Genomic DNA, 22,193 nt, shown 5'->3' with positions numbered 1-22,193 from the left:
CGATATATATATCAAACATCATAGAAAGAAGGAGATGAATCATGCAAAACGTGTCGTGCAAGCTTGTCATATCAGTCACTCTGTTTTTCAGTTTTCTCGCCATAGGCCCTTTCGCGCATGCGCAAAACAGCAGCGGGAAAGAAGTTATTGTGGTTTATAAAAATAAGGCCGGCAAGGAAACCGTCCTTGACAGCGATGCAGAGGTTGAACAGCAGTATAAGCATCTTCCCGCGGTAGCGGTCACAGCTGATCAGGAGACAGTGAAAGAATTAAAACAGGATCCTGATATTTTGTATGTCGAAAACAATGTCTCATTCACCGCAGCAGGCAGCACAGATTTCAAAGTGCTGACAGACGACACTGAGGACACTGAAAATTTTGAACAATGGAACCTTGAACCCATTCAAGTGAAACAGGCTTGGAAAGCAGGACTGACTGGCAAAGGTGTCAAAATCGCAGTTATTGACAGCGGGATCTCTCCCCACGAAGACCTGTCGATTGCCGGCGGGTTTTCAGCTGCCAGTTACACCTCTTCTTACAAAGATGATAACGGCCACGGAACACATGTCGCTGGGATTATCGGAGCCAAGCATAACGGCTACGGAATTAACGGCATCGCACCGGAAGCTCAAATATACGCGGTTAAAGCGCTTGATCAGAACGGTTCGGGGGATCTTCAAAGCCTTCTCCAAGGAATCGACTGGTCGATCACACACGGGATGGACATCGTCAATATGAGCCTTGGCACGACCTCAGACAGCCAAATCCTTCATAACGCCGTGGACAAAGCATATGAACAAGGCATTCTGCTCGTTGCCGCCAGCGGTAACGACGGGAACGGCAAACCAGTGAACTATCCGGCGGCATACAGCAGTGTCGTTGCCGTTTCAGCGACAAACGAAAAGAATCAGCTTGCCGGATTCTCAACTACCGGAGATGAAGTTGAATTTTCAGCGCCGGGAACCAACATCACGAGCACTTACTTACATCAATACTATGCGACAGGAAGCGGAACTTCCCAAGCGACACCGCACGCCGCTGCCATGTTTGCTTTGTTACTGCAACGTAATCCTGCCGAGACAAACGTGCAGCTGCGCGCAGAAATGAAAAAAAATATCATTGATCTTGGAACCACAGGCCGCGATCAGCATTTTGGCTATGGGATGATCCAGTATAAAGCGCAGAAAGCAGATTCTGCATACGCTGAGGCAGAGCAAGCGGTGAAAAAAGCGGAACAAACAAAAACACAAACAGATATCGACAAAGCGAGAAAACTCGTCAGCCAGCTGCCGAATTCTAACGCCAAAACGGCCCTGCAAAAAAGACTGGATAAAGTACAGTCATTCAGAAATGTAAAAGATGCGAAAGACAAAGTCGTAAAAGCTCAAAAATATAAAACTCAGCAAACCGTTGATACAGCACAAGCTGCCATTAACAAGCTGCCAAACGGAACAGACAAAAAGAACCTGCAAAAACGCTTAAACCAAGTAAAACGCTATATCGCATCAAAGCAGGCGAAAGAGAAAGTGGCGAAAGCGGAAAAAAGCAAAAAGAAAACAGATGTTAACAGCGCACAATCAGCAGTCAGCAAGCTGCCGGCAGGTTCAGAAAAAACGTCCCTGCAGAAGCGCCTTGCCAAAGTAAAAAGCACCAATTTGAAAACGGCGAAGCAATCCGTATCTGCAGCAGAAAAGAAATCAACTCATGCCAATGCGGCAAAAGCACAATCAGCCGTCAATCAGCTTCAATCAGGCAAGGACAAAACGTCATTGCAAAAACGGTTAGACAAAGTGAAGAAAAAAGCGGCCGCAGCCGAAGTGAAAAAAGTTGAAACTGCCAAAGCAAAAGTGAAGAAAGCGGAAAAAGCCAAAACGAAAAAAGCAAAGACATCCGCTCAGTCTGCAGTGAATCAATTACAAAAATCCAATGAAAAAACAAAGCTGCAAAAACGGTTAAATGCCGTCAAACCGAAAAAGTAACCAAAAAGCCTTTAAGACTTGTATTCTAGGTTTTAAAGGTTTTTTCCATTGCAAGAACATCACACACAACCATTTTCCCATACACCGCGCAGGCTTTTCCTACTATTGCTATCCAGCCATGAACAGCATAAAATGTACGTTATTACAGTTATCGCCACATATGGAGGGATTGTGACTGGTCAGCAGGCAAGACCCAATGATGTAAAGGGAGTATTAGTGCCTAATAAACAGGGCATTTTTTACCCTTCTTTTCGTGTTGGGCTCATAACGGCGCCATGGACAACCCCTATTCCTATTTTCATGCTCCGTCACCGACGCGGGCATTTTTTGTTGTCCCTGCTCATTTTGTCATTTTGAGCCGGTATTTCTCACTTTTTTCATTTTGATTGTCAACTTTTCATTTGATACGATGAACAAGCCGACTTTTCTGCAGCAAAGGAGGTTTTGATTGCTTGCAAAAAGAGATTGCAAAAGAATTATTTCTCCTCACAGGAGGAAAAAGCAATATTATCAGCATCAGCCATTGTACGACCCGTCTTCGTTTTGAGGTAAAAGACGAGACGAAAATCGATATACATGCCATTGAACATCTACAAGGTGTGCAGGGCACCTTTTTCCGATATGGGTTATTCCAGATTATCTTCGGAGCAGGCGTCGTCAACAAAATATATAAAGAAGTCGTTCAAGTGTGGGAGGCCGCGCCTTCTGAGGAGCCTGTTCAACAGAAAAAGGCCAGCCGGAAGCTGACCCCTGTCGCAGCATTCGCGAAAACGCTGTCCGATATTTTTGTGCCGATTATCCCGGCAATCACAGCAAGCGGCCTGCTCATGGGGCTGATTGGCATGATTAAGGTGTTTCACTGGTTTGCAGCCGGCAGCCCTTGGATCAAAATGCTCGACCTCGTGTCCAGCACAGCCTTTATTTTGCTGCCGATTTTGGTTGGCTTCAGTGCCGCACGGCAATTTGGCAGCAATCCCTATTTAGGGGCAGTGTTAGCAGGGCTCTTGACGCATCCCGATCTTCTGGACCCGTCTATGCTCGGCAGCAAAACCCCTGCTTCCTTAGACATATGGGGGCTTCATATTCCAATGATGGGCTATCAAGGCTCCATTATCCCGATTCTTCTTTCCGTTTATGTCATGAGCAGAATTGAGAAGCTACTAAAATGGATTGTGCCGAAGTCGCTTGATGTCATCATCATTCCTTTTATTACAGTCATGGTGACAGGATGCCTCGCACTGATTGTCATGAATCCCGCCGCTTCCATCATCGGCCAGATCATGACACAGTCGATTGTCTATATTTATGATCACGCCGGCATTGCCGCAGGTGCCCTATTCGGCGGCATCTACTCCACTGTCGTTCTATCTGGCTTGCATCATAGCTTTTATGCGATTGAAGCAACGCTGCTTGCTGACCCGCATGTCGGTGTGAACTTTTTAGTGCCGATATGGTCGATGGCGAATGTGGCCCAAGGCGGAGCGGGACTTGCGGTCTTTTTCAAAACGAAACAATCAAGCCTGAAAAAAATTGCGCTCCCCGCTGCCCTCACCGCGTTTTTAGGCATAGTGGAGCCCATTGTGTTCGGGGTAAATGTCAAACTGATCCGTCCCTTTATCGGAGCTGCCATCGGCGGCGCTATTGGCGGAGCATACGTGGTTGCGGTACATGTCGTGTCGAATTCCTACGGGCTGACAGGCATTCCGATGATTTCAATCGTGCTGCCGTTCGGCGCCGCCAATTTTGTTCATTATATGATCGGTTTTTTGATCGCGGCCGTCTCTGCTTTTATAGCTACATTGTTTCTCGGGTTTAAAGAAGAGACAGAATAACTGGATTTATTCGTTTTCATTCATAAAACGGGGGATGAAAGGACAAAAAAAGCTATGAAAATTAAAAGAATCTTAAATCATAATGCTATCGTCGTAAAGGATCAAAGTGAAGAGAAGATTCTCTTAGGTGCAGGAATTGCGTTCGACAAAAAGAAAAATGATATTGTCGATCCGTCAAAAATAGAAAAAACCTTTGTCAGAAAAGACACAGCTGACTATAAGCAGTTCGAAGAGATTTTAGAAACATTGCCGGAAGACCATATTCAGATTTCCGAGCAAATTATCTCCCATGCCGAAAAAGAGCTGAACATTAAAATCAACGAGCGCATACACGTCGCTTTTTCAGACCATCTTTCCTTTGCGATCGAACGCCTGAGCAATGGAATGGTGATCAAAAATCCGCTGCTGAATGAAATCAAAGTCCTTTATCCCAAGGAATTTCAGATCGGCTTGTGGGCCAGAGCGCTGATTAAAGATAAACTGGGGATACACATTCCTGATGATGAAATCGGCAATATCGCCATGCATATCCACACAGCAAGAAACAATGCCGGTGATATGACACAGACGCTTGATATTACAACTATGATCCGTGATATCATTGAGATTATTGAAATTCAGCTATCAATCAATATTGTAGAAGATACCATTTCTTATGAGCGGCTTGTGACCCATCTCCGCTTTGCGATCCAGCATATAAAAGCGGGCGAATCCATTTACGAGCTGGACGCAGAAATGATCGACATTATTAAAGAGAAGTTTAAGGATGCATTCCTGTGTGCCCTAAGCATCGGTACATTTGTGAAGAAGGAATACGGCTTTGTGTTTCCTGAAAAAGAATTATGCTATATCGCCATGCATATTCAGCGATTTTACCAACGGTCAGTCGCACGCTGAGGCAAAATAAAAACGCTTTTGAGATCATCAAAAGCGTTTTTATATTCAGTTTATTGGTTGATCGCCGGATTGCTGATTGTATTCCACTTCGTATACGACATGTAATGGAAATACTGGTCGCGATACGGGTGTTTTGTATTGGAATTCCAAGGCTTTTCTCCGCCGCAGAAGTGGACAATGGCCGGGTTCTCTCTCGTTTCTCTATAAAGCTTCTGGCCTGACAGCGTCGCAGGCGTTTTTTGTTTTAATATGATATAAGTTTGAGCGTTCCAGCGCGGGTGAAGTTCATACCACTGATCATACAAGATCGCATTCAGCGCATCTTGGTCGTGAAGCACAAGAAAGTCTTCAGACGGGTTTTCATTGATAAAGTTGATGACTTTTTCAGTGATGTTTTGCTTTCTCCAAGAATCAAAATCAATAATCATCATACCTGAGTTAAAATACTTCCCTGTATCACTGACGTTCATTTCTTTCAGGCGTTCATGCTGCCCCGCATCCTCAACAGCAGCGACCGTATATGGCGCAATATCCAAATCCCACAGTTTCGAAATATCCTCCAGAATAATTGCATCACAATCGATATAAATCATTCGTTTGATACTCTCATCCTTAATTAAGTCAGGAATTGAGATGCGGTAATACGCCGCTTTTGTAATATGGCTGCTTTCCACCGCATGTTCATACATGTTGGTATCCACTTCTAAAAATTCAATCGGCACGCCGAATTTCATTGTGGTTTCTTCCAGCCTTTTTTTGTTATCAGGCTCGATTCCTCCATCAATCACATATAGCTTTACTTCTCTGTTCTGGTCCATATTTGTCAATAAAGAAACGAACATTCCACCTAAATGACGAGCATAATTATCATCAGCGCATGACACGATATGCATAATTTCATCTTTCTTCAATGGTATTCATCTCCCTTTGTGTTGTACAAGTTACATTCCCGATTTCAGAAAATTAAACACTATTCTTCAATATTTCTTTAGACAGAATGTGCTATAACAACAAAAAAGGCGTCATGTTTTGAACCTGCGATAAAGCCAATAAAGAATGTAAAAACATGCGATCGTAATGGCTTCAGCCGAGGCGATATACCACGGCCACGGCCCGAGAACATCCAAAAGAGAAGAGCCCCCCGGTTTTTTCGTCAAATACATATAATTCGCGCCAAGCCAGCGATCAAGCAAATAAATGCAGACCCCGTACACATTGACAATGAGGACGGTCACCCACAAAGAACGCTGTCTGAGCCTGTACGTCCCAATTACCGTCATCAGCAGGCAGGAGAGAAACACAGATCCGTGCGAAATAAAAAAGAGGATATATCGGATATGCGGAAAAGAAAACATACCGAGATCAGGAGTGGCAAGAGCCTGAATCGAACTGCCGATGCCGACAAAGTATAAAAATACAAACAGCTTCCTGCTTTTGGTCACCAGCATAATGGCCGACAAATACACCGACAGGTCACTAAGCTGGAGAGGCAATGAAGTCCGCACCGACCACCTGCCCGCGGTGATCATCCATATTTGATAACCGATTTGCGAGCCAAGCAGCAGAAACACAAACAAATAGCGCAAAAACTGGCTGAGTTTAGGCCGCTTGACCGTCTGGCGGAACAAAAACAACAGAATGGCCAAGACGGCGATCACTGCTAATGTCACCACATGCTCTGCTGAAAAAAGGTGAAACGGATCATGTTTATAGACGGCTTGAACATATTTTTGCAAGATGGCACCCCCGTTTGCGAGTTTTTGTTTATTTTGGTGTTGTGGGGGCCTTTTTTATTCAACCGATATATAGGCTTGAAGTTCAAATCGGTCTCTGTTACAATTCATTTCATAGCTAATGATTCTGATAATTTAAGGCAGGCCTAAAAAATGGAACGTTCCTATCAACATCAGCAGCTTCGGAAAGAAGAACATGACACACTTTCTAAGCTTAAACAAATGCCCGTTGAGTCACTCAACCTGGAAGCCATATCGATTGCGACGAACCTGTATCGGTCTGCGCAAAAGCTCCGTGTCAAAATGGAGACTGAGGTTCTTTCTTCCTATAGCCTTTCTTGGACCGCTTTCTCCATCCTTTATGATCTATGGGTATGGGGGGCGCTCGAAACGAGAAAAATTGCTGAGCTGTCAGGCATTTCAACAGCTACAGCAAGCAACGTGATCAAAACGCTCGAAAGAAAGAATTTTTGCAGCAAAAGCATCGACACAAGAGATCGACGGCTCGTGTTTGTCTCCATCACCGATTCCGGAAAACAAGCGATCGAAGAGCTCTACCCGGAGTTTCACAAAGGGGAAACAGAGCTCATTGCGGGTATGACGAAGAACGAACAGAAAACATTGACAGAGCTGCTTAGAAAGGTAGCTGACAATCTTCATACAACATAAGCTTTGACGGGAATCCAGTAGCGTTTTGTCTCCCTGTTTCAGAGAGCCGGCGGAAGGTGCGAGCCGGCGCACAGGCAACCGTGAATTACCTCCCCGAGCTTTCTTTGTGAACCTTAGTAGCAAAGAACGGGAAACCGTTATTCGAATGAGCGGAAGACGATGTCTTCAACCAGGGTGGTACCGCGTGCATTGAGCCACGTCCCTTTTCGGGATGGGCTCTTTTTTGTGTTTCTAAAAAAGGAGGAAGAATCATGAAAACATTTGAGCAGCTCACAGCAGCACAGCAAAAAGAAGTCGAAAGACAGCTTCAGCTATACATGACTGGCGCCCATGAGGTCATACCGCCGGAGGAATTAAAGGCCAAGCTCGTCAAATCCGTTTTCACAGGCACACCGCTTAAAATTAAGCTCGGATTAGATCCGTCTGCACCGGATGTACATTTGGGCCATACAGTTGTGTTAAACAAGCTTCGCCAATTTCAAGAAAACGGCCACATTGTCCAGCTGTTAATAGGGGATTTCACAGGAAAAATCGGTGATCCGACCGGAAAATCGGCAGCCAGAAAGCAGCTGACTGATGAAGAAGTTCAGCACAACGCCAAAACATACTTTGAGCAATTCGGGAAAGTTCTGGATCCAGAAAAAATCGAGCTTCACTACAACTCGAAATGGCTGAAAACATTGAATCTGGAAGATGTCATTGAATTGGCAGGCAAAATAACGGTAGCCCGCCTGATGGAACGCGACGATTTTGAAGAACGAATTGCCATGCAAAAACCGATCTCGCTTCATGAATTCTTTTACCCGTTGATGCAGGGATACGATTCCGTCGTTCTCGAAAGCGATATTGAATTAGGCGGGACAGACCAGCATTTCAATGTGCTGATGGGGCGGCATTTCCAAGAACGATACAACAAAGAAAAACAAGTCGTCATCCTTATGCCGCTCTTGGAAGGCTTAGACGGGGTTGAAAAAATGTCGAAGTCAAAAAATAACTACATCGGCATTGATGAACATCCAAATGACATGTACGGAAAAACGATGTCACTGCCCGACAGCCTGATGAAAAAGTACATCCAATTGGCAACGGAATTAGAGCTTGAGGAGAAAAAACAGCTCGTGAAAGACCTAGAAAACGGCGCCGTTCATCCGCGGGATGCCAAAATGCTTTTAGCCAAAACAATCGTCCGAATGTATCACGGAGCCGAAGCGGCTGAAGCTGCCGAACACTCGTTTAAAACAGTCTTTCAGGAAAACAGCCTGCCTGATGATATTCCGGCTGTCCAATGGGAAGGCGAGAAAACATTATCGATTGTCGATCTGCTGGTCACATTAGAGCTCCTCTCTTCGAAGAGCGAGGCACGCCGCATGATTCAAAACGGCGGTGTCCGAATTGACGGAGAGAAAATAACAGATATTCACGCCAATGCGGAGATAAAGGAGAATATGATCATCCAAGTCGGCAAACGCAAGTTTTTAAAACTCCAATAGATTGATATCCCAAAACGCTTATGACCCTTCATTCATAAGCGTTTTTTTACAGGTATTAAGCACTGTCTTTTCAAAAACGCTCTCCTTTTTGCAGGAAATTCCCTTAGCATCCCGAAATATTCCCCATCCATACATTAGGGGAGGTTTCTTTTTGATGAGAAAACTTTTAACTGTCATGACGATGGCCGTTTTAACTGCCGGTACGATTCTCATGCCGGCACAGAGTGTCACCCCTGCCGCCCGCGCTGTTCAAATATCAGATAACGAGCGGGAGCTTCCATTTCACGCAAAGCGTGCGTACTCAACCATTTCTCAGCTTAGTGAAACAATTGGTCCCAGAATAGCCGGAACTGCCGCTGAAAAAAAGAGTGCCCTTTTGATCGCTTCATCCTTGAGAAAATTAAAGTTTGATGTGAAGGTTCAACGATTCGGTATTCCTGACCGGCTTGAGGGAACGCTTTCTTCAGAAGGACACGATATTCTTCTCCGAGCGGCATCCGGCTCAGCCCCTACAGAAGAAAAAGGGCTGACAGCTCCGCTTTACAATGCCGGCTTGGGCTATCCAAAGGACTTCACCGCTGACGCCAAGGGCAAAATCGCTTTGATTTCCAGAGGAGACCTTACATTTTACGAGAAAGCGAAAAATGCCCAAACCGCCGGAGCCAAGGCTGTCATCATTTATAACAACAAAGAAAGCCTCGTGCCTGTGACGCCAAACCTGTCAGGCAATGAAGTCGGCATTCCCGTCGTCGGAATTAAAAAAGAAGACGGCGAAACCCTTACCCAGCAAAAAGAAGCAACCTTAAACCTAAAAGCAATCACAAACCAGACCTCCCAGAACATCATCGGGATCAAAAAACCAAAGAACATCAAAGATCCAGAGATCGTCTACGTGACGGCCCATTACGACAGTGTTCCTTTTTCCCCCGGGGCAAATGACAACGGCTCAGGAACCTCTGTCATGCTGGAAATGGCGCGCGTCTTAAAAAGCCTTCCTTCCGACAAAGAAATCCGCTTTATCGCTTTCGGCGCTGAAGAACTTGGCCTGCTCGGCTCATCATATTATGTAGATCATCTATCGGAAAAAGAGTTGAAACGAAGTGAAGTGAACTTCAACTTAGACATGGTCGGCACAAGCTGGGAGAATGCGTCTGAGCTGTATGTCAACACATTGGACGGCCAATCTAACGCTGTTTGGGAATCCAGCCAGACGGCCGCTGAAAACATTGGGTTTGACAGCCTGTCTCTGACACAGGGAGGATCGTCTGATCATGTGCCGTTCCACGAAGCCGGCATTGATTCAGCCAACTTTATTTGGGGAGATCCGGAAACCGAAGAAGTTGAGCCGTGGTATCACACCCCTGAAGACTCGATCGAACATGTCAGCAAAGAACGCCTTCAGCAGGCCGGCGATCTTGTGACAAACGCTGTCTATCAGGCTGTGAAAAAAGAGAAGAAAGCGAAAACCATTAAGAAACAAATGAAGGCGAAAGCCCCTGACATTTATGAAGATATTCAATAAAAAAGACGGCACTTTGCCGTCTTTTCTAATCCACTTCTTTCTTAATCCCCAGCATTTTCTCATCTAAATAATGGGCGATCTCCGCGGCTTCCTTCAGCTCATCTGTTAATGGCTTAGGAACGTCATTGTTCAATTTATAGTAAATTTTATGCTCAAGACTCGCCCAAAAATCCATCGCGATCGTCCGAATTTGAATTTCCGCTTTGACGTATTCCACACGGTTCGTTAAATTCACAGGCATCTCAATGATTAAATGCAGGCTTCGGTAGCCGTTCGGTTTTGGCGTCTGGATATAATCCTTTACCTTTATGATTCGCAGGTCATCATGCTGCTTTAAGACATTCACGACATTATAAATATCCGAAATAAAGGAGCAAATGATGCGAACACCGGCAATGTCGTGGATGTGCTCTTTCATTTCCTTCGTCGTAATCTCGCAGCCCTTTCTCATTAACTTATTCACGATGCTTTCAAAGCTTTTGACACGGGATTTCGTATGTTCAATCGGGTTGTGTCCGTGAATGAGGTTATATTCCTGGCTGATAATTGAGAACTTTGTATCCAGAGCATCAAGCGCAAATTTATAAACTAATAATTCATTTTTCCAATCTTCCATTACCATTTTTAAATCGTCCATATGTGTTACAGATAAATCCATTTTCGTCATCTCCTTTAACGGATCTTTATCCGCTGTCCATGTACTAGACGGCCCTGCTTCCAGTATGGTTCTATGAATTTTTTTACAAAATGCGGTCGAATGTAACAAAAAAAGACCGCACGAAAAACAAGCGGTCTTTCTTTTTACCGGAAGTAACTGATCAATAACCCGATCGAGAGCAGGAATCCGAAAAATGTATTCGTTTGGGCTGTTGATTTCATTGCGACAATCATATTCATCGGCAATTCTTTTTGGACGAAGCCCTTCACTGCCTGAACCGGCTTAGGCACGCTCAAAAAGACGACAAACAGCCACGGGCTTGCGGCACCGGTGATGACCAAGCCGACAACCCAGATATAAGCGACAGCAAACGACGCAGCTAAGACCGTGACAGCTCCCTTATGCCCCATCAAAATCGCTAATGTTTTGCGTCCGCCTTTTTTGTCCTCTTCAATGTCGCGAATGTTGTTCGACAGGTTAATCGCACCGACAAGTATCGCAATCGGGATCGAAATCAAAATGCTTTGCAAATTGATTTTATCTGTCTGAATGAAAAACGAAATCAGCACAAACACCGAACCCATACAAATGCCTGAGAATAACTCACCGAACGGCGTGTATGCAATCGGCAGCGGCCCGCCTGTATACAGGTAGCCGATCGCCATGCCGACAAGGCCGATCAGAGCCAGCCACCAGCTGCTGCTCGCGCAAATATAGACGCCGAGTAAAATGGCAATCCCATATGATACAAGGGCTAATTGCAAAATCGTGATCGGCTTCATTCCGTGGCGTACAATCGCACCTCCGATTCCGACAGATTCTGCTGTATCTAACCCGCGTTTAAAATCGTAGTATTCATTAAATAAGTTCGTCGCAATCTGGATCCATAAGCAAGAAAACAGCATAGCCAGAAACAGCAGCAGATCAACCTTCACATAAAACATCGCCAAAACCGTTCCGAGCAGCACAGGCACAAACGATGCGGTTAACGTATGAGGACGGGTTAACTGCCAAAGGATCTGCCCCATGCTTTCTTTTTCCGGCGCTGTCTGACCCTCACCCTTATTTGTTTGGTTCATCTTCCTCTTCCTTTCTATTAAAAGGCTTACTTTTTTCAGCCGGCAGCTTTGATAAAAACTCCTTTTGCTTCCTTATCTATCATAATGACTTCTCCCCCATTTCACAAGATACCGCAAGAAGGCGTTTTCTTTCTTATTATACGCTTTCCGCCCCGATTTCATCAGTTTTCTGCTTTCACCTGAACGAACAAATACAGAAAATTTTTTTTAAGTGCATTACGCTTTTTAAAAGTTAAAAAGATCATTTTTACTCCTTCTACCTTTACCTTTTATAATGAATCAGCCTCAGACAATTCATTCTTGCCCTAGCGGGTATAAAGATTCATTTTCAATAGCAAAATGCCGATATATTTATTTGAGGAGTTTAGGGAAAAAATGAAACTTTTTGAGCATCTAATCGTCAAATACTCATGTGATTGTCGAAAAAACGGGAAAGGATTTTTGATATGCTGCAATTGATGAAACAGCTGTATGAAAAGCCCGCTGTCAAGTGGACATGTCATACAGGTTTTTATTTGATAATACTGCTTGTTTTGTTTTTTATGTATGGTTTTCACACCGCGAACACCGGTTCATATATTTATAACGATTTCTAATTGGAGAGAGAATAAAGATGAAACTTTTACATGCTATTCAAACACATGCGGAATCTTATCCGCAAACCGTTGTCTTCCGCTCTCAAGGCCAGTCGCTCACGTATCAGGAATTATGGGAGCAGTCTGACCGTGCGGCTGCCGCGATCCAACAACGCATTTCCGGGGAAAAGAAAGCCCCTATCCTTGTGTACGGCCATATGGAGCCGCACATGATCGTTTCCTTCTTGGGAAGTGTCAAAGCGGGACATCCTTATATTCCAGTTGATCTGTCGATTCCGTCCGAGCGGATCGCGAAAATTATCGAAAGCTCTGGAGCAGAATTGTTAATCCATGCTGCCGGACTTTCAATTGATGCAGACAGCTACCAGATTCAGACGGTTTCAGCAGAAGAACTGCTGGAAAACGAAGACGGCTCTGTCAGCCAAGGTCAATGGGTCAAGGAACACGAAACGTTTTATATCATTTACACTTCCGGAAGCACAGGAAATCCGAAAGGCGTGCAGATTTCCGCCGCGAATCTTCAAAGCTTCACAGACTGGATTTGTGCAGATTTTCCAGTCAGCGGAGGAAAAACATTTTTAAACCAAGCGCCGTTTTCATTTGATTTATCTGTCATGGACCTTTATCCGTGCCTTCAATCAGGCGGGACTTTACACTGCGTGACAAAGGATGCTGTGAATAAGCCGAAAATCTTATTCGAAGAGCTGAAGAAGTCCGGGCTGAATGTGTGGACATCAACGCCTTCCTTTGTGCAGATGTGCCTGATGGACCCGGGTTTTTCACAGGACCTGCTGCCTCATGCGGACACATTTATGTTCTGTGGAGAGGTACTCCCGGTTTCTGTTGCAAAAGCGCTGCTTGAGCGTTTTCCGAAAGCAAACCTCTTTAATACGTACGGTCCGACCGAAGCAACAGTGGCTGTCACATCTGTTGAAATTACGGATGACGTCATAAGCCGCAACGAATCGCTTCCCGTCGGGTTCGCTAAGCCAGATATGAACATTTTCATTATGGACGAACAGGGACAGCCGCTTCCTGATGGAGAAAAAGGAGAGATCGTCATTGCAGGGCCGAGCGTAAGCCGAGGCTACCTTGGCGAACCTGAACTGACGGATAAAGCGTTTTTCTCTTATGAAGGGCAGTGGGCATACCGGACTGGCGATGCCGGCTATATCCAAGATGGTCAGATTTTCTGCCAAGGACGTTTGGATTTCCAAATTAAACTTCACGGCTACCGAATGGAGCTCGAGGAAATCGAGGTCCATGTCAGACAGTCTCAGTACGTTCGCTCTGCTGTCGTGATTCCGTATCAGCCAAACGAAACAGTTGAGTACCTGATCGCCGCTATTGTGCCTGAGGAGCATGAGTTCCAGAAGGAATTCCAGCTGACAAGCGCCATTAAAAAAGAGCTTGCCGCTTCCCTTCCGGCATATATGATCCCGAGAAAATTCATTTACCAGGATCACATTCAAATGACGGCTAACGGCAAAATTGACCGGAAACGCATCGGCGAAGAGGTTCTTGTATGACGCCTTACAGCTCGTTTTTATTCTTTATACTGCTTGGCATTCTTCTTCTGCCGACGATCATTCTCGGCCTGAACGGAAAAAGATTTCAAGCATACAACATGTTCATATCTATCATTATATTAGCTTTAATTTTTTCGCACGACGTACACGGGGTCATCGCCCTGTGTCTGTTTACGATATGGCAGGTGCTTTTGATCAGCGGCTACTTGGCGTACAGGCAGAAAGCGAATAGCGGCTTTGTCTTTTGCGGGGCTGTTATCGCATCGATTCTGCCTTTATTCTTGTCAAAAATATGGCCGTTTCTTTCACACCCGCAGCCGCACCACCCGCCACATAATCTGATCAGCTTTTTAGGGATTTCGTATTTAACCTTTAAAGGCATTCAGCTGATTATGGAAGCAAGAGACGGTCTGCTGAAGGAACAGCTGCCGCTGCACCGCCTGCTGTATTTTATCCTGTTTTTCCCGACGATTTCCTCCGGCCCGATCGACAGATACCGCCGGTTCGTCAAGGATGAACAGAAGGCTTGGACGAAAGAAGAATACGCCGATCTATTGTATACAGGGATTCATAAAATCTTTATCGGTTTCCTGTACAAGTTTATTATCGGCTACGCCATCAACACGTACTTCATCATGAATCTTCCCGCGATCACGCACAATAAGATTCTTGGGAACCTCCTGTACATGTACGGCTACAGCATGTATTTATTTTTTGATTTCGCCGGCTACACGATGTTTGCCGTCGGGGTCAGCTATATAATGGGCATTAAATCACCTGAAAACTTTAATAAACCGTTTATCAGTAAAAATATTAAAGATTTCTGGAACCGCTGGCATATGTCTCTGTCATTTTGGTTCAGAGATTATGTGTTTATGAGATTTGTATTTTGGATGACAAAGAAAAAGTGGATCAAAAACCGTATGGCCGTCTCAAACATCGGGTATTTCCTGCTGTTTATGCTGATGGGGGTTTGGCACGGGCTTGCGCCGCAATATATCATCTACGGCCTCTATCACGCCGTGCTGATGACGTGTTACAACTTTTTCGAGAAGTGGAATAAGAAATACAAATGGCTGCCGTCCAACCGCTGGACAACCGCTCTTGCGATTGTGATCACATTCCACTTCGTTTGCTTCGGATTTTATATTTTCTCAGGAAAACTATTTCATCACCACCATTAAAGGAGATTAGAAAGCTATGGAATTTAAACAAGAGGTATTAGACGTTTTAGCAGAGGTTTGCCAGGATGACATCGTAAAGGAAAATCCTGATATTGAAATTTTTGAAGAAGGTTTGCTTGATTCTTTTGGAACAGTAGAATTGCTGCTTGCGATTGAAAACCGTTTTGATATTTTAGTGCCGATCACTGAGTTTGACCGGGATATATGGAATACACCTAACAACATTGTAAATCAGCTGTCTGAGTTGAAATAATGAAAAAGCGTTTTTTCGGTCCAATTATTTTGGCGTTTATTCTTTTCGCAGGCGCCATCGCAATTCCATCTTCATGGCTGACAGGCTTCATCACCGATAAGCGGGTGAAAGAATCAGCAACAGCCTTGAACCCAAGTATGTTTCAAGGGCTTTATTTACAAGACCAGATGCTCAAAGATCCGGCATATCTTCCGATTTACGGGTCATCTGAGCTTTCCCGGCTGGACGAGTTCCACCCATCTAACTATTTTCAGGTGAACAATGAGGGGTTCACGCCATACCTTGTCGGCAAAGGCGGATCACAGTCATTGATTCATTCTTTAAACTTCGCTGCCCATATGGATCAGTTGAAGAGCAAAAAAATCGTATTCATCGTGTCTCCGCAATGGTTTATTAAGCGCGGGTCTGATGAACAGCATTTCGCGCCGAACTATTCCGCGCTGCAAGGGCTTGATTTGGCGTTTAACGAGCAGGTCGACCCCGATGTGAAAAAGAAAATGATGAAACACATGCTGCGCTTTAAGGCCGTGCAAAACGATGAGATTCTTTCCGAGCTGTACAAAGCAATCGTAAACGGGCAGACGTGGAAAGTGAACGCGCTGAAGCCGGCGGCAAAAGTGTATTACAGCATGCTGGAAAAGAAAGACCTGTATTATTCAGCGACGGAATCATCCGGTCCAAAGCGGCATATCTCACAGGCAGTAAAGGATAAGTCATGGGCTGAATTAAATAAACTCGCAGAACAATCCGGCAAACGCCACTCCGGGTCTAACGATTTTCACATCGACAACCCTGTTTATAAAAAGCTAAAGCCGAAAGTGCCTAAGCTGAAAGGGAAAAACAAAGGAAAATCGTATGCGGTGTCACCGGAATACGGTGATTTCGAGCTGATGCTTGATATCCTGAAGGATGCGGGAGCAGAGCCTATGTTTGTCACTATTCCTGTTAACGGAAAATGGTACGACTACACAGGCTTCCCGAAAAAAGGCCGCACTGACTATTACCAAAAGGTGAATAAACAGATTAAAGCGAAGGGCTTCCAGGTTGCTGATTTTTCTGGGCATGAACATGACCCGTACTTCATGAAAGATACCATTCACATCGGCTGGAAAGGCTGGGTGTATGTCGATAAAGCGATTGACGAATTTTATAGAACCGGAAAAGTCACTTCATCCTGAGCATCCCATAGGACGCGGCTGCATATTTCCTGCTAAGATTTGAAATAGTAAAGGAATCACAGCCAACTGAATTAGAGGTGTTACATCCATGAAGATGACAGGCAATACAGTTTTAATCACAGGCGGTTCCGCGGGCATCGGGCTTGAACTGGCCAAGCGGCTTTTGGAACTCGGCAGTGAAGTCATCATTTGCGGACGCAGCGAAGCGCGTCTCAAGGAAGCGAAACAGCAGCTCCCAAACATCCATACGAAGCAATGTGATGTTGCAGACCGTTCGCAGCGGAAAGCTTTGTTTGAATGGGCTCTAAAGGAATTTCCGGAGCTGAATGTTCTCGTCAACAACGCGGGCATTCAAAAGGAAATCGACTTTGCCAAAGGGACTGAGGAGCTTTTTGTGGACGGAGATGAAATTGAACTTAATTTCCAAGCGCCTGTCCATTTATCAGCCCTTTTCACACCTCATTTGATGAAGCAATCCGAGGCGGCAATTGTTCAGGTCACGTCGGGGCTTGCGTTTAACCCGTTAGCTGTTTATCCAGTGTACTGCGCAACAAAAGCGGCGCTGCACTCGTTCTCGCTTACGCTCAGACACCAACTCCGCGATACGAGCGTGGAAGTGATTGAAATGGCGCCTCCTATGGTGGACACGGGATTAAACCAAAAGTCACGCGATAAACAAGGCCTGACGTACCGCGGCATTTCAGCTGAAGAATATGTTCAATATTTCTTGGACGGCTTGAAAGAAGGCAAACAAGAGATTACAAATGAACGTGTTGAAGGTCTTCGTAATGCCACTCGCGCCGATTATGACAGGGTGTTCGAACAAATGAACATGCAGGAGAATTAATTTCTCCTGCTTTTTTCTTATGAATTTCTTACAAATTTGAGCAAACCTATTGCGAATATTTGTTGAAGGTATACAATAGAATATAAATTATTTTCAAATAAGTTTGATAATATAAACAATTTAACAGCAGGGAGATTGACCATGACTAAACATACGATTCGCGTTGAATTGACATCAACAAAAAAACCGAAACCAGATCCTAATCAGCTTTCGTTCGGAAGAGTGTTTACAGACCACATGTTTGTAATGGACTATGCGGCGGATAAAGGATGGTACGATCCAAGAATCATTCCTTATCAACCCTTTTCAATGGACCCGGCCGCAATGGTATATCACTACGGCCAAACCGTGTTTGAAGGGTTAAAGGCTTACGTGTCAGAGAATGACCATGTCCTGCTTTTCAGACCGGAAAAAAATATGGAGCGCCTGAATCAATCAAACGACCGACTCTGCATCCCGGAAATCGATGAAGAACAGGTTCTCGAAGGTTTAAAACAGCTTGTCGCAATCGATAAAGACTGGATTCCGAACGCGGAGGGCACGTCCCTTTATATCCGTCCGTTCATCATCGCAACCGAGCCTTTTCTCGGTGTTGCGGCATCTCATACGTATAAACTATTTATCATTCTCTCTCCGGTCGGCTCTTATTATAAAGAAGGCATCAAGCCGGTCAAAATCGCTGTTGAAAATGAATTTGTCCGTGCGGTAAAAGGCGGAACGGGAAATGCCAAAACCGCGGGGAACTATGCTTCAAGCTTAAAAGCGCAGCAGGTAGCCGAAGAGAAAGGATTTTCCCAAGTGCTCTGGCTGGACGGCATTGAGAAGAAATACATCGAAGAAGTCGGCAGCATGAACATCTTCTTCAAAATCAACGGTGAAATCGTAACGCCGATGCTGAACGGAAGCATCCTGGAAGGCATTACGCGCAATTCCGTCATCGCCTTGCTCAAGCATTGGGGCCTTCAAGTTTCTGAACGGAAAATTGCGATCGATGAGGTCATCCAAGCCCATCAAGACGGCATCCTCGAAGAAGCTTTCGGAACCGGTACAGCGGCTGTTATTTCTCCAGTCGGCGAGCTGATCTGGCAGGATGAAACACTGTCGATTAACAACGGTGAAACAGGAGAAATCGCCAAAAAACTATATGACACGATTACAGGCATTCAAAAAGGCGCTGTCGCAGACGAATTCGGATGGACGACAGAGGTCGCAGCGCTGACTGAAAGCAAGTAAGAAAAAGCCGGCCCACTGAAGGCCGGCTTTTCTATGCTTCAATCTTGTTAAAGAACTGCGGCAGATACGCTTTGTGCGCCTCCAGCATTTCGTCTAAAATCTGTTTAGCGACCGTGTCGGACGGAACGAGCGGGTTAATCGCCATGGCGAGGAGTGCTGTTTGGTAGTCGCCTGTGACAGCCGCTTCTGCCGCGACACGTTCAAAGGATTTGATTTGCTGGACGAGGCCCCGGACAGATACCGGCAAGTCCCCGACAGCAATTGGCTGAGGGCCGTTTTTCGTCATCACGCAGTTCACTTCAACCGCGGAATCGTCTGGGATGCTGGCGATCGCACCATTATTGATCGTGTTTACCGGCTGAATATCGTGTTTATCATTGTAAATGGAGCTGATTAAATTACACGCGGCATCGCTGTAGTAAGCGCCGCCCCGTTTTTCCAGCTGCTCCGGTTTGATCGCAAGGTTCGGGTCTTTGTAGAGTTCGAATAGCTCTTTTTCGACCTTCTGCACCACTTCAGCTCTGGTGCCTTCCGTTTGTGATGCTTCCAGTTCGTGCTCCAGCATCTCTTTTGTTTTAAAATAGTAACGGTGGTAGCCGCAAGGGATGATATCGAGCGCTTTTAAAAATTCCGGCTCCCACTCTGCGCCTGAGATGTTTTTCATCGTCATCGCGTTTTTCGGATCACCCATTGCTTCGATGACTTGATCCTTCACACTGACGCCGTCCAAGAAGACATCCAGCCCGAACACCATATGATTCAATCCGGCGAATTGGACTTCTACGCGTTCCACATCTACATCAAGCGCTTTGGCTACGCCCATTCTGATGCCGATTGGAACGTTACAGAGACCGACGACATTCTTCAGGTTGGAGTAGCGAAGCAAGGCTTCTGTCACCATGCCGGCAGGGTTTGTGAAGTTAACGAGCCATGCGTTCGGGCAGAGCTCTTCTATGTCCTTTGCGATCTCAAGGATGACCGGAATCGTGCGCAATCCTTTAAACAGGCCTCCCGGGCCGTTCGTTTCCTGGCCGATGACGCCGTATTTTAATGGGATGCGCTCATCCTTGGCTCTTGCCTGCAGAAGTCCGACGCGGAATTGAGTCGTGACAAAGTCTGCGTCTTTCAGCGCTTTTCTTCGGTCGAGCGTAAGATGAATGTCAATCGGGACACCGGCTTTTTCAACCATCCGTTTGGCGAGCGTGCCGACAATATTGAGCTTTTCTTCGCCCTCGGGGATATCGACGAGCCATAATTCACGGACAGGCAGCTCATCATACCGTTTAATCAATCCCTCCACGAGCTCTGGCGTGTAGCTCGAACCTCCGCCAATCGTTACAATCTTTAATCCTTTTGTCATATGCTTGCTCCCCTTTGCTCGGTGATTTTTTCATATAGCTCAATGATCTCCGCCGCCAGTTCCTTCACTGTCATCGCATTCATTAAATGATCCTGTGCATGAACCATCAGAAGCGTCATTTCCGTTTTTTCTCCGCCCGCTTCATTTTGAATCAGCTCTGTCTGATAGTGATGGGCTTTTGACAATTCTTCTGCGGCATCTTGAAGCTTGTTCCGCGCTTCTTCTGCGTCACCGCTTTTCGCAGCGGCAATGGCCTCCATTGCGGAGCTCCTTCCGTTTCCTCCGTGAAGGATGATTTGAAAAATGATTTGCTCCATTTTCTCATTCACGCGATTCACTTCCTTTCTCTACAGAGCCGCTTCTTTGTCATCTGATGCTGCAGGCGTTTGGGCCAGCTCCAGATCGTTTTCTTCTTTCAGCTTCTGTTTATCCCACATTCTGAAAAACGGATAGTAGACAACAAAGGATACGGCGAGATTAATGGCTTGCATGACCGCACCTGAGACTTTTCCCCCTGTCGCCAAATAGCCTGAAAAGATTGGCGGCATGGTCCACGGCACTGCGATCCCCGCCGGTTTGGCGACAAGCCCGGTGCTCATTCCGATGTATGTGAGTGTCACTGTGACAAGCGGCGTGATGATAAACGGAAGTAAAAGCATCGGGTTCATGACGATCGGCATACCGAAAATAATCGGTTCGTTAATGTTGAAAATGGCCGGTCCGATCGCAAGCTTTCCGAGCTGCTTCATTTGTTTGCTGCGGGCGCGCAGGAACATCGTGACAACCAGCGCCAAAGTGGCGCCGCTTCCGCCGATATTGATCCAGATATCAAAAAATTGCTGGGTGAAAATCTTAGGCAGCTCCTCACCGGCTTGGAAGGCAATCCTATTGACATCCATGGCGCCGTACCAAATCGGTGCCATGACGCCGCCGACAATGTTTGCTCCATGAAGACCGCAGGCCCATAAAAGCATTTTGACGGCTTCAGCGACAAGGCTGCCTCCGAGACTTCCGCCAAGAATAGAAAGCGGCGTCCCCAATAAAACGCTTACAATATTATGAAGGCTTTCAAACGGTGTTGCTTCAACAATCAGCCGGGCTGCCCAAATCAGGAAGATGACGGCAAAGCCGGGGATTAACGCGACAAATGACTTGCTGACCGCCGGCGGAACACCGTCCGGCATTTTGAAGACCAAATTGCGCTGGATAATGAGGCGGTAAATCTCAGTTGATACCATCGCGATAATCATGGCGACAAACAGACCTTTGCTTCCCATGAGTGTTAGCGGAATTCCGCCGCCGACCATGATTTCTTTCGTCGAACCATCAGGCGTAAACGGCACTTGATACGGTGTCGCTAACAAAAATGCCGCAAGTGAAATGGCTCCGGCCGACAAGGCATCAACACCATATTTCTCGGCGAGCCGGTAGGCGATGCCGAACGCGGCGACAAGGCCCATAATTTCAAAGGTGGCGTCGACTGGGTAGTCCAGTTTATCAGACCAGGAGCTGCCAAACGTTTTTGCCATAAACTCAGCGTAGCCCGGGATCGGGAGGTTGCCGATGATGAGGAAAAAGGAACCGATGATAATCAGCGGCATCGTGAGAATGATACCATCACGCAGCGCCTGCAAATGACGCTGGCCCGCAATTCTTCCCGCTATAGGCATGACCTTTTCTTCTAAGATCTGATTGACTTTATTCACATAGCCCGCCCCTCTCTATGACACATGTCCAAGCTGTTCAGCCGATTTCAGCACTTCCGCCCCGTTGCACGTGCCATAATGGACGGTATTAATGACGTCTACCGGAACCCCCTTTGCCTCTCCTAATTTTTTCAGCTGCGGAAGCATATAACGGACTTGCGGGCCGAGAAGCAATACATCCGCTTTATCAATATGTTGTTGTACAGAATCCCCTGAAACTGCCCAAATGGTATAGTCTTTTCCTTGTTCCTGCGCACTTTTTTCCATCTTGCTCACCAGTAAGCTGGTAGACATGCCTGCTGCACAAACGAGTAATATATTCATGTAAAAGACCTCCTAGAGTTTAATCAATTTTGTCATGTCCTGCTGTTGATATCATCATATTATGAAATCGCTTTCATAAACACTCAAGGTTTTTCCGCAGGAAACGGAAAAAAGGTATATACAG

The 22,193-nt window shown here is 45.8% G+C and carries 21 protein-coding genes and 1 other annotated feature; of the genes, 13 read left to right on the top strand and 8 right to left on the bottom strand.

Annotated features, from left to right (window positions below; translation table 11 throughout):
- Positions 1-41 precede the first annotated feature (41 nt).
- From JMN17_RS08130 to sacY, 3 genes are all read left to right on the top strand, one after another.
- On the top strand, positions 42-1,979 hold the full coding sequence (locus JMN17_RS08130) for a S8 family peptidase (protein WP_202327871.1): 1,938 nt from the start codon (positions 42-44) through the stop codon (positions 1,977-1,979).
- A 452-nt stretch (positions 1,980-2,431) separates the two neighbouring features.
- A complete protein-coding gene (gene sacX / locus JMN17_RS08125) occupies positions 2,432-3,811 on the top strand; it encodes a SacY negative regulator SacX (protein WP_087993214.1) in 1,380 nt (459 codons plus the stop codon).
- A 54-nt stretch (positions 3,812-3,865) separates the two neighbouring features.
- Entirely contained in the window at positions 3,866-4,708 is an 843-nt protein-coding gene (gene sacY, locus JMN17_RS08120; protein WP_087993215.1) for a transcription antiterminator SacY, read from the top strand.
- 50 nt (positions 4,709-4,758) lie between these two features.
- On the opposite strand, the gene JMN17_RS08115 is transcribed toward sacY, so the two are convergent.
- Together JMN17_RS08115 and JMN17_RS08110 are read right to left on the bottom strand one after the other, a co-directional pair.
- Entirely contained in the window at positions 4,759-5,619 is an 861-nt protein-coding gene (locus tag JMN17_RS08115) for a glycosyltransferase family 8 protein (protein ID WP_202327870.1), read from the bottom strand.
- A 111-nt stretch (positions 5,620-5,730) separates the two neighbouring features.
- Positions 5,731-6,444 carry a YwaF family protein gene (locus JMN17_RS08110; protein WP_202327869.1) on the bottom strand — a complete coding sequence of 238 codons (714 nt, stop codon included), beginning with the start codon at positions 6,442-6,444 and terminating at the stop codon, positions 5,731-5,733.
- A gap of 150 nt (positions 6,445-6,594) precedes the next feature.
- Here JMN17_RS08110 and ywaE point away from each other — a divergent pair, with 150 nt between their 5' ends.
- The 3 genes from ywaE to JMN17_RS08095 all read left to right on the top strand — a co-directional run bounded on the left by ywaE (position 6,595) and on the right by JMN17_RS08095 (position 10,122).
- A complete protein-coding gene (gene ywaE / locus JMN17_RS08105; protein ID WP_202327868.1) occupies positions 6,595-7,110 on the top strand; it encodes a tyrZ transcriptional regulator YwaE in 516 nt (171 codons plus the stop codon).
- Positions 7,105-7,317 (top strand) — a binding site (T-box leader). It overlaps the preceding gene by 6 nt.
- 41 nt (positions 7,318-7,358) lie before the next feature.
- A complete protein-coding gene (gene tyrS, locus JMN17_RS08100) occupies positions 7,359-8,600 on the top strand; it encodes a tyrosine--tRNA ligase (protein WP_087993219.1) in 1,242 nt (413 codons plus the stop codon).
- Between the two features lie 154 nt (positions 8,601-8,754).
- Positions 8,755-10,122 (top strand): M28 family metallopeptidase, encoded by a 1,368-nt coding sequence (locus JMN17_RS08095; RefSeq protein ID WP_202327867.1) that lies wholly within the window; start codon positions 8,755-8,757, stop codon positions 10,120-10,122.
- A 25-nt stretch (positions 10,123-10,147) separates the two neighbouring features.
- On the opposite strand, the gene ywaC is transcribed toward JMN17_RS08095, so the two are convergent.
- Together ywaC and JMN17_RS08085 are read right to left on the bottom strand one after the other, a co-directional pair.
- Complete coding sequence (ywaC, locus tag JMN17_RS08090; RefSeq protein ID WP_087993221.1) at positions 10,148-10,780, bottom strand: GTP pyrophosphokinase YwaC; 633 nt, start codon at positions 10,778-10,780, stop codon at positions 10,148-10,150.
- 143 nt (positions 10,781-10,923) lie between these two features.
- A complete protein-coding gene (locus tag JMN17_RS08085; RefSeq protein ID WP_087993222.1) occupies positions 10,924-11,859 on the bottom strand; it encodes a 1,4-dihydroxy-2-naphthoate polyprenyltransferase in 936 nt (311 codons plus the stop codon).
- 446 nt (positions 11,860-12,305) lie between these two features.
- On the opposite strand from JMN17_RS08085, the gene JMN17_RS08080 reads away from it, so the two are divergent.
- The 7 genes from JMN17_RS08080 (at position 12,306) to JMN17_RS08050 (ending at position 18,679) form a co-directional block, all read left to right on the top strand.
- Positions 12,306-12,455 (top strand): teichoic acid D-Ala incorporation-associated protein DltX, encoded by a 150-nt coding sequence (locus JMN17_RS08080; RefSeq protein ID WP_039075082.1) that lies wholly within the window; start codon positions 12,306-12,308, stop codon positions 12,453-12,455.
- A 17-nt stretch (positions 12,456-12,472) separates the two neighbouring features.
- A complete protein-coding gene (gene dltA, locus JMN17_RS08075) occupies positions 12,473-13,984 on the top strand; it encodes a D-alanine--poly(phosphoribitol) ligase subunit DltA (protein ID WP_087993224.1) in 1,512 nt (503 codons plus the stop codon).
- Positions 13,981-15,168, top strand: coding sequence for a D-alanyl-lipoteichoic acid biosynthesis protein DltB (gene dltB, locus JMN17_RS08070; protein WP_202327866.1), 1,188 nt, complete (start codon positions 13,981-13,983; stop codon positions 15,166-15,168). The genes dltA and dltB overlap by 4 nt, the downstream gene beginning before the upstream one ends.
- A 16-nt stretch (positions 15,169-15,184) precedes the next feature.
- Positions 15,185-15,421, top strand: coding sequence for a D-alanine--poly(phosphoribitol) ligase subunit DltC (dltC, locus tag JMN17_RS08065; RefSeq protein WP_087993226.1), 237 nt, complete (start codon positions 15,185-15,187; stop codon positions 15,419-15,421).
- Positions 15,421-16,599, top strand: coding sequence for a D-alanyl-lipoteichoic acid biosynthesis protein DltD (gene dltD, locus JMN17_RS08060; RefSeq protein WP_202327865.1), 1,179 nt, complete (start codon positions 15,421-15,423; stop codon positions 16,597-16,599). Before dltC ends, dltD begins: the two co-directional genes overlap by 1 nt.
- A gap of 88 nt (positions 16,600-16,687) precedes the next feature.
- Positions 16,688-17,446, top strand: a complete 759-nt coding sequence (locus JMN17_RS08055) for an SDR family oxidoreductase (protein WP_202327864.1) — start codon at positions 16,688-16,690, stop codon at positions 17,444-17,446.
- A gap of 141 nt (positions 17,447-17,587) precedes the next feature.
- Positions 17,588-18,679 (top strand): branched-chain amino acid aminotransferase, encoded by a 1,092-nt coding sequence (locus JMN17_RS08050; protein WP_087993229.1) that lies wholly within the window; start codon positions 17,588-17,590, stop codon positions 18,677-18,679.
- Between the two features lie 31 nt (positions 18,680-18,710).
- On the opposite strand, the gene licH is transcribed toward JMN17_RS08050, so the two are convergent.
- Genes licH through licB form a run of 4 tightly spaced genes read right to left on the bottom strand, consistent with a single transcriptional unit; the run spans position 18,711 to position 22,069 of the window.
- Positions 18,711-20,039 (bottom strand): 6-phospho-beta-glucosidase LicH, encoded by a 1,329-nt coding sequence (licH, locus tag JMN17_RS08045; protein WP_087993230.1) that lies wholly within the window; start codon positions 20,037-20,039, stop codon positions 18,711-18,713.
- The gene (licA, locus tag JMN17_RS08040) at positions 20,036-20,368 is read right to left on the bottom strand and encodes a PTS lichenan transporter subunit IIA (RefSeq protein WP_087993231.1); all 333 of its coding nucleotides are present in this window, start codon (positions 20,366-20,368) and stop codon (positions 20,036-20,038) included. The genes licH and licA overlap by 4 nt, the downstream gene beginning before the upstream one ends.
- An 18-nt stretch (positions 20,369-20,386) precedes the next feature.
- On the bottom strand, positions 20,387-21,745 hold the full coding sequence (gene licC / locus JMN17_RS08035) for a PTS lichenan transporter subunit IIC (protein WP_202327863.1): 1,359 nt from the start codon (positions 21,743-21,745) through the stop codon (positions 20,387-20,389).
- Between the two features lie 15 nt (positions 21,746-21,760).
- Positions 21,761-22,069, bottom strand: a complete 309-nt coding sequence (gene licB / locus JMN17_RS08030) for a PTS lichenan transporter subunit IIB (protein ID WP_087993233.1) — start codon at positions 22,067-22,069, stop codon at positions 21,761-21,763.
- Positions 22,070-22,193: the final 124 nt, after the last annotated feature.

It is taken from the genome of Bacillus sp. RHFS10 (assembly GCF_016757475.1).
In the GTDB taxonomy this organism is placed as follows: domain Bacteria; phylum Bacillota; class Bacilli; order Bacillales; family Bacillaceae; genus Bacillus; species Bacillus subtilis_G.
This window is presented reverse-complemented; position numbering and strand designations above follow the sequence as displayed.